Origin of the sequence: Xylophilus sp. GW821-FHT01B05 (assembly GCA_038961845.1) — a bacterium.
GTDB lineage: Bacteria > Pseudomonadota > Gammaproteobacteria > Burkholderiales > Burkholderiaceae_C > Xylophilus.
The window spans coordinates 5,442,462-5,454,611 of sequence record CP152408.1; the positions used below are offsets into that span (position 1 = coordinate 5,442,462).

A 12,150-nucleotide genomic window follows, 5' to 3' on the forward strand; every position below is an offset into this window, starting at 1 on the left:
GCTAAGAGTCCTTTATCCAATTAGGTATTAGTCCTTTTTACCTGATTAGGTACCTGCCTCAGACATGCGGAGGATGAGCAGAGGCTGGGGCTTGGTAGTAACAGCGGCGCGCAGCAAGCGAGCAGGCATGGAGGAGAGATCAAAGCGGCGGTTGAATCGATACGCAAACTCCGCCAGATAGCGCGCCGCATACTTGGCATGATCAAACGAGTGGTAGGTACCCGCCAGCGCGGTCTTCAGATTGCCTAGCATCGTGTTGACCCAGCGCAGTTCGGGCTTCTTAGCCGCCTCCCGTCCGCCACCGGTCACGTAGCGCTCGTGGGTAGCGCCGATCTGGCGCACCTGCGCAAAGCTGCGCAAGCCATCGGAGACCACGTGGGCCGTGGGAGCCAGGCTCTCTGTGGCCCAGACCTTGAGCGCCTCGTTCGTGAAGGCTGCAACGGGACTCAGGCGCATAAACCTCGGATGGCCTTCGGTATCGGTCTGCACCGCTGCCACAAAGGCTGACTTGCGCCAGGCCCCGCGCCCGCCGTGGATATGGCCGGCACGCTCGCCGCCCAGATAGGCGTCATCAATCTCCACCCGCTCATCCAGACGCCGCGGCGCCTCGCGCAACAGCATGGTCTGCATGAGCTTGTGCTTGACCAGCCAGGCCGTCTTGTAACTCACGCCCAGTTGGCGCCCCAAGGCCAGCGCGCTGATGGAGTTCTTGTGCTGGGTCATCAGATACATCGCCAGAAACCACACCCGCAGAGGCAGCTTGGTGTGCTCAAACACCGTGCCGACGATGCTGGAGGACTGGTAGCCACAGATCAGGCACTCCCACAGCTGGCGCCCATGGCCATTGCGCGTTTGAAACGAGCGTGAACATCCGCAGTGCGCGCAACGCCAGCCCTGGGGCCAGCGGGAGGCAAAGAGAGCGCTCTCGCACTGCTCCTCGTTGCCATAGCGCTCGTGGAACTGCAGCAGCGACAGGCCGGGCTGGAACTGGATGAGGTTCATGGACATGGGATGCCTCGCAGATAACTGGACATAAATCCAGTATCAAACATCCCAGCCAGAATTCAAGTCAGTCTGAGGCAGGTACCTAATCAGGCCTTTTTATGTCTGGAAACGTTGTAGTCCGGCAACGCTGCGACCATACCCAGGAGCTTTTACGCGGGCCTCATTCCCACGTAGCTCGCATTGCGGAGAAAATGGGATTCATTCTCATTTACAGCATCTGGACACCATGCCTACTCCCCGTTTTGCGCTGGCACCGGTTGCCTCCGCCACCCTGACCCTGTTGCTGGGCGTTGCCGCCCACGCCCAATCGACCACAGCCCCGCAAGGCGGCACGCTCGCCACCGTGACGGTCGAGGCCAGCGCCGACGCCTCGGCCGAAGGGCTGCCCAAGCCCTTTGCCGGCGGCCAGGTGGCGCGCGGCAGCCGCATTGGCGTGCTGGGCAATCAGGACATCATGAACACGCCGTTTTCCACCACCAGCTACACCAGCGAGCTGATCCAGGACCAGCAGGCGCAGAGCATTGGCGACGTGCTGCTCAATGACGCCTCGGTGCGGCAGGCGCGCGGCTTTGGCAACTTCCAGCAGGCCTATTTCATCCGCGGCTTTGTCGTGTACTCGGACGACATCGCCTACAACGGCCTGTACGGGCTGGTGCCGCGCCAGTACATGGCGACCGAGTTCGTCGAGCGGGTGGAGCTGTTCCGCGGCGCCAATGCTTTCCTGAACGGCGCGGGTGCGGGCTCGGTGGCCGGTGGCGGCGTGGGCGGCCTGATCAACGTGGTGCCCAAGCGCGCCGGTAGCGAGCCGCTCAACCGCGTGACCGTGGGCGCGCAAACCGGCGGCCAGGGCTATGCGGCGGCGGACATCAGCCGCCGCTTCGGCCCTGACCAATCCACCGGCATCCGCGTCAACGCAGCGCGGCGCGACGGCGGCACCGGCGTCAGCAACGAGAAGCAGCAGATGAGCGCGCTGGCCGTGGGCCTGGACTGGCACAGCCGCAACGTGCGCCTGTCGGGCGACTTCGGCTTCCAGGAGCACAAGCTCAGCCAGCCCCGGCCCAGCGTGACGCCCGCGGCCGGCCTGGCCATCCCGGCCGCACCCGACGCCAAGAGCAACTTCGCCCAGCCGTGGACCTACTCCAACGACCGCGACCTGTTCGGCACACTGCGCGGCGAGGTCGACCTCAATGACAGCTGGACGGCCTGGGCCGCCTACGGCGCCCGCCACGGCAAGGAAGAAAACTCCCTGGCCGCCCCGACGCTGACGGACAGCCTGGGCAACACCACCGCCTACCGCTTTGACAACACGCGCAAGAACAAGGTCCAGACCGGCGAGATCGGCGTGCGCGGCAAGCTCGTCACCGGCGGCATCCAGCACACGCTGACCGCCTCGGCCGCGCTGTTCGACTCCCGCGAGCGCAATGCCTACGGCTTCTCGGACTTCGCCGGTTTTTCCAGCAGCATCTACCAGCCCAACGCCGTGGCGGCGCCCTCGCCCACCTACTTCACCGGCGGCGTGCTGGGCAGCCCGCTGGAAGTCGAGCGCATCAAGACCACCAGCCTGGCGTTGGCCGACACCTTGTCGCTGGCGCAAGACCGCGTGCTGCTGACCCTGGGCCTGCGCCAGCAGACCATCAAGGACACCAACTACGACTACAACAGCGGCGCGCAACTGACGACCTACGACAAGAGCCGCACCACGCCCGTGGCCGGCGTGGTGTTCAAGGCCACCAGCCAGGTCGCGCTGTACGCCAACTACATCGAAGGCCTGGTCAAGGGCGACACCGCCAGCGGCACCAACATCAGCAATGCCGGCCAGATCTTCGCGCCCTATGTTTCCAGGCAAAAGGAAATCGGCGTGAAGTACGACGGCGGCAAGATCGGCGCCAGCGCCGCCTTCTTCTCCACCGACAAGCCCAGCGCCTATGTGCAGAACGGCGTCTACGGCGTGTTCGGCAAGCAGCGCAACCAGGGCCTTGAGCTGGCGGCCTTCGGCGAAGCGGCAAAAGGCCTGCGCGTGCTGGGCGGCCTGACCCTGCTGGATGCCAAGCAGCGGCAAACGCTGGGCGGCGCCACCGACGGCAAGGACGTCATCGGCGTGCCGCGGCAGCAGGCCAACCTCGGCGTCGACTGGGATGTGCCCTATGTGCACGGCCTGGCGCTGAACGCGCGCGTCATCCATACCGGCAAGCAGTACGCCGACGCGGCCAACACCCAGGCCGTGCCCGCCTGGACGCGGGTGGACGTGGGCGCGCGCTACCTGACCGAGTTCAACGGCAAGCTGCTCACGCTGCGCGCCCGCATCGACAACCTGGCCAACAAGAACTACTGGGCCTCGGTCGGCGGCTACCCGGGCTACGGCTACCTGGTGCTGGGCGCGCCACGCACCTTCTCGCTCACGGCATCGGTCGACTTTTAAGAACGTGTTTACGATCTCTATGGGGTCGCGCAAGTGTCTTTGCGGGATGGGATGCAAGGCGCGGTACGCAGCCAATAGCATGGCTATTGGCAAGCGCCGCAACGCCGCAGACCGCCCGCAAAGGCACTTGCCCTGCGGGTTGGAGTGAAATCGGGCGCGAATTCGAAAGCTGTGGCGCCCCATCTGCTTGCATGGGCACGAGCCCATGCAAGCAGACTGGGCCGCCCACTCATCCCGATTGCACTCCAACGCGATCCCCATACAGATCGTAAACACGTTCTAAGGCGCTGCGCGGGTACGGCGGCAATAATGACCGCCCCATGAAGCTGGTCCCGCTCAAACTCGAATCGATACGCCTCGGCCAGCCGCTGCCGTTCTCCATCCGCACGGCGGAGGGCACGCTGCTGGCCGCGCGGGGCCTGGTGCTGGAGCAGCTCGATCTGCTGGCCGAAGGCGGCGGCACGCTGTATGTGGACATCCAGGAGTCGCCCGACTACCACCGCGCCTTCATGGGCCAGCTCGACACGCTGCTGCGCACCGAGCACACCATTGGCGAGATTGCCTCCGCGCGCATCAGCGCCGACGCACCACGCGGCACGGCGCATGCGCGCGACGAAGCCGCGCTGCGCACCGGGCCGCTTGACTGGCACGAGCTGCAGATCCGCGCCACGGCGCTGCTGCGCGCCCCGCAAGAGCACGACTTCCTGCCGCGCCTGCGGCGGCTGCACGCAGACATCGACGCGCAGGTGCGCCAGCAGCCGGATACCGCGCTGTTCACGCTGGTGCACTTCGCCGCGCGCGAGCTGGAGATGTACAGCGCCACCCACAGCCTGCTGGTGGCCGTGGTCTGCAGCATGACCGCGCGCGACGCCCTGCAATGGGATGCGCCGATGTGCGAGGCCCTGGGCCGGACCGCGCTCACCATGAACATTTCCATGACCGGACTGCAAGACACCCTGGCGCGGCAGCCCGAGCGGCCCAACGCGGCCCAGATGGCCGCCATCGCCGTGCACGCCAATGCCTCGGCCGAGTTGCTGGAGCGCCTGGGCGTGCACGACGCGCTATGGCTGGACGCGGTGCGCCAGCACCACGAGCCCCCCACCGGCGCGCTGGCGCAGATGGAGCCGGCCCAGCGCATTGCGCGCCTGGTCGAGCGCGCCGACATCTTCGCCGCCCGCCTGTCGCCGCGCGTATCGCGCGCGGCCATGCCGGCGGCAGCGGCCCTGCGCGGCAGCTACTTCGACCAGGAGCAGCGGGTGGACGAGGCCGGCGCGGCGCTGATCGCCGCCCTGGGCGTCTACCCGCCGGGCTGCTTCGTGAAGCTGGCCAGCAACGAGACCGCCATCGTGCTCAAGCGCGGCCGCAGCGGCACCACGCCCAAGGTGGCCGTGGTGCTGAACCGCCACGGCATGCCGATAGGCGAACGGGCCGTGCGCGACACCAGCCAGCCGGCGTTCAAGATCACCGCCGGCGTGCCCCACCACGAGGTCAAGGTGCAGCTGCCGCTGGAAAAGATGCAGGCCTTGATCTAAAGACTGTCTGCAGCTAGGCCGCCGCCAATTCCTTGCGGTAGCGGTTCAGCTCCTGCACCGTCTTGAAGCTGCGGTTGAGCAGCAGGCTCAGGTTGTGCAGGATGCGCTCGCCCACCTTGTTCTCCCACACCGCGTCGAACTTGATCTGCGTGTCCAGCCAGTGCTCCAGCCACTCCGGGTTGGGCAGGCGGCTCTGGATGGTGTCGCGCGGGAACAGCGCTTTGTTCACGTGCAGGTTGGTCGGGTGCAGCGCCTGGGCGGTGCGGCGCGCGCTGGCCATCAGCACGCCCACCTTGGTGAAGGCGGCGCGGGCCTCGTTGCCGAACTTGCCGATGGCGCGCTTCATGTAGCGCAGGTAGGCGCCGCCGTGGCGTGCCTCGTCCTGGCTGAGCGTGGTGTAGATCTGCTTGATGACCGGCTCGGTATGCCATTCGGCGGCGCGGCGGTACCAGTGGTTGAGCCGGATCTCGCCGCAGAAATGCAGCATCAGCGTCTCCAGCGGCGGCGCCGGGTCGAAGTCAAAGCGGATGTCGTGCAGCTCCTGCTCGGTCGGCACCATGTCTGGGCGGAAGCGGCGCAGGTACTCCATCAGCACCAGCGAATGCTTTTGCTCCTCGAAGAACCAGATCGACATGAAGGCCGAGAAGTCGCTGTCGTCGCGGTTGTCGCGCAGGAACATCTCGGTCGCCGGCAGTGCTGCCCATTCGGTGATGGCGTTCATCTTCACCGTCTGCGCCTGCTCGTCGGTGAGTTGCGCGGCGTCGAAGCGGTCCCAGGGAATGTCTCGCTCCATGTCCCAGCGGACGGATTCGAGCTGCTTGAAGAGTTCGGGGTACAGCATTGAAAATCCTTGCACGTTGCTTGAATCTTAAGCGGCAGCCACCAGAGGCCCTGGCGTAAATCATCAGGGTATTCAAGGACATACGCGTGACAGCCGGGCGGCGGCGTACGATGGATAAGCCCCGCGCTCGACAAGTGCGCCGATTGGTTCCACGATGGCAGACACCATGCGTACCTTCACCTTCCTCCTCCCGTCCACCCTGGCGCTTGCCGCCGTCCTGACCACCGCCCTGCCGGCCCAGGCCGCCGACACGCCCGCGCCCGCCACGACTGCAGCCTGCCCGGCCACGCTGCAGCACACCTTCCTGCGCCTGCAGGACGAAAAACCGCAGTCGCTGTGCCAGTACGCCGGCAAGGTGCTGCTGGTGGTCAACACCGCCAGCTTCTGCGGCTTCACGCCGCAGTACAAGGGGCTGGAGGCACTGCACGCCAAGTACCGCGACCGCGGCCTGGTGGTGCTGGGCTTTCCGTCCAACGACTTCTCGCAAGAGTCTGGCTCGAACAAGGAGATTGCCGATTTCTGCGAAAGCACCTTCGGCGTCAAGTTCCCGATGTTCGTCAAATCCTCGGTGCGCGGTGCCGATGCCAACCCACTGTTCAAGCAACTGGCGGCCGCCACGGGCACTGCGCCCGAATGGAACTTCTACAAGTACCTGATCAGCCGCGATGGCCGCGTGGTGGACAGCTACTCCAGCAAGACCGAGCCCGACGACAAGAGCTTTGTGCGCGAGGTGGAGAAGCAACTGGCAGCGCCTTGAACCCAGGCCCAGGCTTACCGGTAGCTTACAAAAGCTTACCCAAATGCCTCGGCTTTCGCGGAACTGTCACTTACGCTGGCGGCTCTCACACTGCACGAGCGGCGATGAGCCCTCACTAAATAACCGTTTTCTTGCTGCGAAGTCTGCCGGTTCTCCGTGAATCGGTTGCAATCCCGAGGCGACTCTTCTCCTCCTCCCTCCCTCCCTCCTTCGTGTCGGGGCGCTTCGCAGCAATTTTGTCTTCCGCCTCCCCGGCCCTTGCGGCCGGCCGGGGCCCCGCCCAGCCGCCCATCACAGGCGCCGTGCGTCCGTCACAAGATATTCACGCCGCTGCCACGGCATGGTCATGCAGGCCCGCCAGCATCGGGCCATGCAACGCGAAGAAGCCCTCTTCCGCGCCTGGAGCGAAGTGGTTGCCCGCCCTCCCGGCGAGCCGTCCGATGCTCCCGCCCGGTACTACCGCACCCTGTGGATTTCGGATCTGCATCTGGGCACGCCTGGCTGCCAGGCGCATGCGCTGCTGGACTTCCTCAAACAGACCGAGTGCGACACCCTGTTCCTGGTCGGCGACATCATCGACGGCTGGCAGCTCAGGCGCCACTGGTACTGGCCGCAGGCGCACAACGACGTGATCCAGAAGCTGCTGCGCAAGGCGCGCAAGGGCACACGGGTGATCTTCATCCCCGGCAACCATGACGAGTTCGCGCGCAAGTACCTGCAGCACAACTTCGGCGGCATCGAGGTGGCGGAAGACTGGGTGCACGAGACCGCCGACGGCCGCAAGCTGTGGGTCATGCACGGCGACCATTTCGACGGCGTGATCCAGTGCGCCAAATGGCTGGCGCACGTGGGCGATTCGCTCTACGAGTTCACGCTCAAGCTCAACCGCCACCTGAACTCATTGCGCGCCCGGCTCGGCCTGCCCTACTGGTCGCTGTCCAAGTACCTGAAGGGCAAGGTCAAACGCGCGGTGAGCTATGTCGGCGACTTCGAGGCCGCCGTGGCGCGCGAGGCGCACAAGCGCGGCGTGCAGGGCGTGGTCTGCGGCCACATCCACCATGCAGAGATGCGCATGATCGACGGCATCCTCTACGCCAACGACGGCGACTGGGTAGAGAGCCTGACCGCGCTGGCCGAGCACGCCGACGGCCGCTTGGAGATCATCGACTGGGCGCAGGCCGCACGCCTGCCGCAACCCGTCGCAGCCGCGTCTGCAGCACGCGCGACTTAGCTACAAAATAGATAGCTAATAGCCCAGATCACACAAGGGCTAGAGGCCTATTTTCCTTAAAAATCCAATCCCCGCCCAAAAACCCGCAGCGGGGGGCGCTCCATCACCCGGGCTGGGTTTCCGCAAAGCTGGGGCGCAGCGACAGCTTGTCCACCAGCTTGGCCAGGTTGGGGTAGTCCACGCGCCAGGTGATGTCGGGGAAGCGGAACTCCAGCCACAGCAGCGCGCAGCCCACCGCGATGTCCGACAGGCTCAGGTGGATGCCACTGCAATAGGGCTTGTCGCCCAGGCCCTGCGCCATGGCCTTCAGCGCACCATGCACCTTGGCCAGTTGGCGATCCGTCCAGACCTGGCTGCGTTCGGCTTCCGTGCGGCCGGCAAAGCCGCCCTGCTCCAGGCGCACCAGCACGGCCGCGTCCAGCATGCCATCGGCCAGCGCCTCCCAGGTCTTGACCTCGGCGCGCTCGCGCCCGGGCTGCGGGATCAGCTTGCCCACGGGCGACAAGGTGTCGAGGTACTCGACGATCACGCGTGAATCAAACACCGCCTCGCCGCCCTCCATCACCAGGCAAGGCACCTTGCCCAGCGGGTTGGAGGCCGGGGCCACGCTGGCGTCGCTCCAGGGGTTGTCCTGCACCAGTTGGTAATCCAGCTTCTTCTCCGCCATGACAACGCGCACCTTGCGAACGTAGGGGCTGGAGAGGGATCCGATCAGTTTCATGCAGGAAGTGGGGGCAGCAGCCGGGAACCCGGCGGAGGGCAGATTCTATCGGCTCGCCCTGGCGCCAAACTGTCACGAATGGTCCCGCGCGGGCCGCCACCTACAATCCCGCCCCATGAGCCCTACCCCTGCCGCCGCCTCCGCCGTCACCGCCCTCTCGCCGCTGGACGGCCGCTACGCCAACCGCCTGTCCACCCTGCGCCCGCTGATGAGCGAGCTGGGCTTCATGCACCGCCGGGTGCAGGTCGAGGTGGTCTGGTTCATCGCCCTGTCGGACGCCGGCTTTGCCGAATTCAAGCCGCTCACGCCCGGCGCACGCACCTACCTGCTGGGCCTGGTGAAGAACTTCTCCGAAGCCGATGCCAATGCCATCAAGGACATCGAGAAGGTCACCAACCACGACGTGAAGGCCGTCGAATACTGGATCAAGAGCAAGTTCGAGGCACGCCCCGAACTGCTGGCCGCAGCCGAGTTCGTGCACTTCGCCTGCACCAGCGAAGACATCAACAACACCAGCCACGCCGTGCAGCTCAAGGTCGCACGCGAAAACGTCGTGCTGCCCGCCATCGACGCCATCATCACCAAGCTGCGCGAGATGGCCCACCTGCACGCCGACGTGCCGCTGCTGTCGCGCACCCACGGCCAGACCGCCAGCCCGACCACCGTCGGCAAAGAGATCGCCAACGTCGTGGTGCGCCTGGTCGCCGCGCGCGCCAAGGTGGCCGATGTGCAGTTGCTGGCCAAGATGAACGGCGCTGTCGGCAACTACAACGCGCACCTCTCGGCCTGGCCCGACTTCGACTGGGAAGCCTTCAGCCGCAAGGTCATCGAAACGCCCGAGCCGCTCGGCCTGGGCGTCACCTTCCAGCCCTACAGCATCCAGATCGAGCCGCACGACTACATGGCCGAGCTGTTCGACGCCATCGCCCGCGTCAACACCATCCTGATCGACTGGGCACGCGACATCTGGGGCTACATCAGCCTGGGCTACTTCAAGCAGCGCCTGAAAGAGGGCGAGATCGGCTCCTCGACCATGCCGCACAAGGTCAACCCGATCGACTTCGAGAACGCCGAAGGCAACCTCGGCCTGGCCAACGCCCTGCTGCGCCACCTGGCCGAAAAGCTGCCCATCAGCCGCTGGCAGCGCGACCTGACCGACTCCACCGTGCTGCGCAACATGGGCGTGGCGCTGGGCTACAGCCAGCTCGCCTACCACGCCATGGGCGTGGGCCTGGGCAAGCTCGAACTCAACCGCGAAGCCATCGACGCCGACCTCGACGCCTCCTGGGAAGTGCTGGCCGAGCCGATCCAGACCGTCATGCGCCGCTTTGGCGTGCAGGGCGCGTACGAGAAGCTCAAGGAAGTCACGCGCGGCAAGACCGTGCGCGCAGAAGACCTGCACGCGCTGATCCGCTCGCTGGAGATTCCAGAAGCAGAAAAGACGCGCCTGCTGGAAATGACCCCAGGCAGCTACATCGGCAAGGCGGCAGAACTCGCCCGCCGCGCCTGATTTCAAGCCAATAAAGCCTCTGGCCGGCGCCCAGCGCCGGCCTTTTGCTATCAAAACAAGAGCTAAACCGCATGGCACTGAAATCCACCATCTTCAAGGCGAACATCGCCATTGCCGACATTGACCACAACTACTACGCCGACCACGCGTTGACCTTGGCCCGGCACCCCAGCGAAACCGACGAACGCATGATGGTCCGCCTGGCGGCGCTGGCGCTCAACGCCCACCAGTTGCAAACCACCTGCGGCGGCGACGGCACGCTGGCCTTTGGCGCCGGCCTGTCCAACCCCGACGACCCGGACGTCAGCCTGCGCGACTTCACCGGCCAGACACGCATGTGGATCGAAGTCGGCCAGCCCGAGGACAAGCCGCTGGCCAAGGCCTGCAGCAAGGCCGATGCGGTGCTGCTCTACTGCTTCAACCACGCGGCCGAAGTCTGGTGGAAGGGCATAGAGAACAAGCTCACCCGGCTCGACAAGCTGCAGGTCTGGCGCGTGCCGACCGAGCAATCGCAAGCCCTGGGCGCTCTGGCCCAGCGCAGCATGCAGTTGCAGGCCACGGTGCAAGACGGCGCGCTGATGCTGGCCGACAACAAGAGCACCGTCGACGTCGACTGCGTGCGCTGGAAGTAACACCCGAACCACATCTGGCTGCGGCTTTCACCGGCCGTTAACCAGGCGCTCTATCCGGCCGTCAACCCGGCCCGGCTCTGCGCAGTTGAAGGTCTATCGGTTCCCGCCCATCGCCGCCGCGGCGCCAGGCTTGGCCCGATGGCAGCAGGCCCGCACGGCCCGCTGCCTTCTTCCAACGACCGGAAAAGGACCCCGACATGATGCGCACCAAGCAATGGATGGCCGTACTGGCCCTGGCAACGGCCGCCGCAGCCCCCGCCTTTGCCGACGAATACGGCCGGCACCCGCTCTATATGCACGCGCAGTCCGACCTGCGCGCCGCCGCCTGGCAAATCGACCACCGCCGGCCAGAAGACGGCCGCATCGCGGGCGACGAGGCCATGGTGCACGACGAGATCGCCGCCGCCCTGGGTGAGCTGCAGCATGCCGCCTGGATCGACGGCAAGGGCGGCGACTGGCAACCGCCGCCCGACATGCCGCTGCGCCGCGACGGCCGCCTGCATGCCACCATCGACCTGCTGCGCCAGGCGCACAACGACATCGCGCGCGAAGAGGACGACCCACGCGCCCGCGGCCTGCAACAGCGCGCGCTGCGGCATGTGGACCTGGCCCTGAATGCCGCGCAGCACGCCGTAGGTGATGCGCGCTGGCGCGACCACTTCGGCGGCTAGCCGAGCGGCATCCGGGCGCCGCAACGCCAGCACTGCTCAAAGCCCCCCTCTACCGCCTCGCCGCAGGCGGTACAGGTCCAGCGGCGCTGCGGCAGCGCCTCCAACTGCGCCAGCAGCACACGCGCCGGCGCGGCATGCTCCTCATGCCTGAGCCACAGCTCGGGCAGACATTCGCCCGGCGGCAACAGGCCCGTCCCGCTGCCCAGATACAGCCGCTCCACCGTCGCCGGAAAGCCGGCCTCGCACAGCAGGTCGGCCCAGATCGTGGCAATGGCGGCGTTGGGCGCCTGCATCAGGCGGATCATCGCGGCCCGAACATCGGTACGGGCCGGCCATCGGCGCCGTCGCCCGTGCCCTCGGCCGCGCGCTCGGCATAGCGGTTGAAGCGCCAGGCGCTGCTCTCGCGCGTGATGCGGCGCCAGGTCATGCGCTTCTCGACCGGGCCCATCTCGGGCCAGTGCTGCACCTCGTCGAAAGTGCGGCCACAGCCCTTGCACAGCTCGTCGCCCTGGCTGGTGGAGCAGATCGCGATGCAGGGCGTGTCGGCCGTGGTCTCGTACCACGCCAGCCAGGCCGCCCAGGCCTTGGGCGGAAAGCCCTGCTCATCCACCTCGTCCTGATGAAAGTACACCATCAGCGCATAGACCTCGGCCAGCGCGCGCAACTCTGGCGCCAGCGTGACGCCGTCAGGCGAAGGGGTCTTCGCGCGCCAATAGTTGATGGCGGCTTCGATGTCGGTGATGTAGAGGGCGGCCATGCGGCAAAGACGCGCGGCAGCCGCGCAAAATGGGGAGGGCGATGATAGCGCCGGACTTGGTCGGCACTGTTAAA

The 12,150-nt window shown here is 66.2% G+C and carries 12 protein-coding genes; 7 read left to right on the top strand and 5 right to left on the bottom strand.

Going from position 1 to position 12,150, the window contains the following annotated elements:
* Window positions 1-45: 45 nt before the first annotated feature.
* The gene (locus AAFF27_25365) at window positions 46-1,008 is read right to left on the bottom strand and encodes an IS1595 family transposase (protein ID XAH23266.1); all 963 of its coding nucleotides are present in this window, start codon (window positions 1,006-1,008) and stop codon (window positions 46-48) included.
* Window positions 1,009-1,231: 223 nt separating this feature from the next.
* On the opposite strand from AAFF27_25365, the gene AAFF27_25370 reads away from it, so the two are divergent.
* Window positions 1,232-3,424, top strand: a complete 2,193-nt coding sequence (locus AAFF27_25370) for a TonB-dependent receptor (GenBank protein XAH23267.1) — start codon at window positions 1,232-1,234, stop codon at window positions 3,422-3,424.
* Between the two features lie 320 nt (window positions 3,425-3,744).
* A complete protein-coding gene (locus AAFF27_25375; protein ID XAH23268.1) occupies window positions 3,745-4,956 on the top strand; it encodes a phosphohydrolase in 1,212 nt (403 codons plus the stop codon).
* 13 nt (window positions 4,957-4,969) lie between these two features.
* Here AAFF27_25375 and AAFF27_25380 read toward each other — a convergent pair whose 3' ends face one another.
* Window positions 4,970-5,797: an acyl-ACP desaturase gene (locus tag AAFF27_25380; protein XAH23269.1), complete on the bottom strand. Its 828-nt coding sequence runs from the start codon at window positions 5,795-5,797 to the stop codon at window positions 4,970-4,972.
* Window positions 5,798-5,963: 166 nt separating this feature from the next.
* On the opposite strand from AAFF27_25380, the gene AAFF27_25385 reads away from it, so the two are divergent.
* On the top strand, window positions 5,964-6,554 hold the full coding sequence (locus AAFF27_25385; GenBank protein XAH23270.1) for a glutathione peroxidase: 591 nt from the start codon (window positions 5,964-5,966) through the stop codon (window positions 6,552-6,554).
* Window positions 6,555-6,924: 370 nt separating this feature from the next.
* Window positions 6,925-7,785: a UDP-2,3-diacylglucosamine diphosphatase gene (locus AAFF27_25390; GenBank protein ID XAH23271.1), complete on the top strand. Its 861-nt coding sequence runs from the start codon at window positions 6,925-6,927 to the stop codon at window positions 7,783-7,785.
* Window positions 7,786-7,888: 103 nt separating this feature from the next.
* On the opposite strand, the gene AAFF27_25395 is transcribed toward AAFF27_25390, so the two are convergent.
* Window positions 7,889-8,506, bottom strand: coding sequence for a glutathione S-transferase N-terminal domain-containing protein (locus tag AAFF27_25395; GenBank protein XAH23272.1), 618 nt, complete (start codon window positions 8,504-8,506; stop codon window positions 7,889-7,891).
* Between the two features lie 115 nt (window positions 8,507-8,621).
* Here AAFF27_25395 and purB point away from each other — a divergent pair, with 115 nt between their 5' ends.
* The 3 genes from purB to AAFF27_25410 all read left to right on the top strand — a co-directional run bounded on the left by purB (window position 8,622) and on the right by AAFF27_25410 (window position 11,319).
* Entirely contained in the window at window positions 8,622-10,016 is a 1,395-nt protein-coding gene (purB, locus tag AAFF27_25400; GenBank protein XAH23273.1) for an adenylosuccinate lyase, read from the top strand.
* Window positions 10,017-10,087: 71 nt separating this feature from the next.
* Window positions 10,088-10,648 (top strand): YaeQ family protein, encoded by a 561-nt coding sequence (locus AAFF27_25405; protein XAH23274.1) that lies wholly within the window; start codon window positions 10,088-10,090, stop codon window positions 10,646-10,648.
* A 197-nt stretch (window positions 10,649-10,845) separates the two neighbouring features.
* On the top strand, window positions 10,846-11,319 hold the full coding sequence (locus AAFF27_25410; protein ID XAH23275.1) for a hypothetical protein: 474 nt from the start codon (window positions 10,846-10,848) through the stop codon (window positions 11,317-11,319).
* Here the strand turns inward: AAFF27_25410 and AAFF27_25415 are convergent.
* Window positions 11,316-11,624 carry a DUF2007 domain-containing protein gene (locus AAFF27_25415; protein ID XAH23276.1) on the bottom strand — a complete coding sequence of 103 codons (309 nt, stop codon included), beginning with the start codon at window positions 11,622-11,624 and terminating at the stop codon, window positions 11,316-11,318. The genes AAFF27_25410 and AAFF27_25415 overlap by 4 nt on opposite strands.
* Window positions 11,621-12,076 carry a DUF3717 domain-containing protein gene (locus AAFF27_25420; GenBank protein XAH23277.1) on the bottom strand — a complete coding sequence of 152 codons (456 nt, stop codon included), beginning with the start codon at window positions 12,074-12,076 and terminating at the stop codon, window positions 11,621-11,623. Before AAFF27_25420 ends, AAFF27_25415 begins: the two co-directional genes overlap by 4 nt.
* Between the last annotated feature and the right edge of the window lie 74 nt (window positions 12,077-12,150).

Bases quoted from the DNA above. Each gene is read 5' to 3' on its own strand.
- AAFF27_25365 (XAH23266.1), bottom strand. From the start codon at position 1,008: ATGTCCATGAACCTCATCCAGTTCCAGCCCGGCCTGTCGCTGCTGCAG.
- AAFF27_25370 (XAH23267.1), top strand. From the start codon at position 1,232: ATGCCTACTCCCCGTTTTGCGCTGGCACCGGTTGCCTCCGCCACCCTG.
- AAFF27_25375 (XAH23268.1), top strand. From the start codon at position 3,745: ATGAAGCTGGTCCCGCTCAAACTCGAATCGATACGCCTCGGCCAGCCG.
- AAFF27_25380 (XAH23269.1), bottom strand. From the start codon at position 5,797: ATGCTGTACCCCGAACTCTTCAAGCAGCTCGAATCCGTCCGCTGGGAC.
- AAFF27_25385 (XAH23270.1), top strand. From the start codon at position 5,964: ATGCGTACCTTCACCTTCCTCCTCCCGTCCACCCTGGCGCTTGCCGCC.
- AAFF27_25390 (XAH23271.1), top strand. From the start codon at position 6,925: ATGCAACGCGAAGAAGCCCTCTTCCGCGCCTGGAGCGAAGTGGTTGCC.
- AAFF27_25395 (XAH23272.1), bottom strand. From the start codon at position 8,506: ATGAAACTGATCGGATCCCTCTCCAGCCCCTACGTTCGCAAGGTGCGC.
- purB (XAH23273.1), top strand. From the start codon at position 8,622: ATGAGCCCTACCCCTGCCGCCGCCTCCGCCGTCACCGCCCTCTCGCCG.
- AAFF27_25405 (XAH23274.1), top strand. From the start codon at position 10,088: ATGGCACTGAAATCCACCATCTTCAAGGCGAACATCGCCATTGCCGAC.
- AAFF27_25410 (XAH23275.1), top strand. From the start codon at position 10,846: ATGATGCGCACCAAGCAATGGATGGCCGTACTGGCCCTGGCAACGGCC.
- AAFF27_25415 (XAH23276.1), bottom strand. From the start codon at position 11,624: ATGATCCGCCTGATGCAGGCGCCCAACGCCGCCATTGCCACGATCTGG.
- AAFF27_25420 (XAH23277.1), bottom strand. From the start codon at position 12,076: ATGGCCGCCCTCTACATCACCGACATCGAAGCCGCCATCAACTATTGG.